Genomic DNA, 505 nt, shown 5'->3' on the forward strand with positions numbered 1-505 from the left:
TGGACTTGCCCGGCTTTTGTGGAGAGCGTTTAGCTCACTTCGCGGGCCTTTCGCTCGAAGGCGATGGGGCTCTGGAAGCCGAGCGATGAATGCCGCCTGACGGGATTATAGAACCCGTCGATGTATCTTGCGACGGCGTTTTCGGCCTGTTGGCGGTTCTGCCATGCGACCGGCCAGATGAGCTCCGACTTGATGGTTTTGAAGAAGGTTTCCACCATCGAGTTGTCGTAGCAGTTTCCGCGCCCGCTCATGGAGATCAGGATGCCACGTCTGCGGAGCAGCGCCTGATAGTCGACCGAGCAGTATTGCGATCCACGGTCGGAATGGTGAACCAGCCCCGGCGCAGGGTTGCGAGCCACCAGAGCACGGCGCAGGGCTTCGACCGCGAGATCGCGCTTCAGGCGGTCACTCGTGGCCCAGCCAACGACGCGCCTCGAGAAGAGGTCCAGCACGACAGCGAGGTAGAGCCAGCCCTCTGCCGTCCAGATGTAGGAGATGTCCGCTC

1 pseudogene is annotated in these 505 nt (G+C 61.6%); it reads right to left on the reverse strand.

From position 1 onward, the window contains the following. A pseudogene (locus FNF32_RS10675) lies at nucleotides 1-505 on the reverse strand (IS3 family transposase); the annotation flags it as partial.

The sequence above is a fragment of the Paracoccus marinus genome (assembly GCF_007018965.1).
GTDB lineage: Bacteria > Pseudomonadota > Alphaproteobacteria > Rhodobacterales > Rhodobacteraceae > Paracoccus > Paracoccus marinus.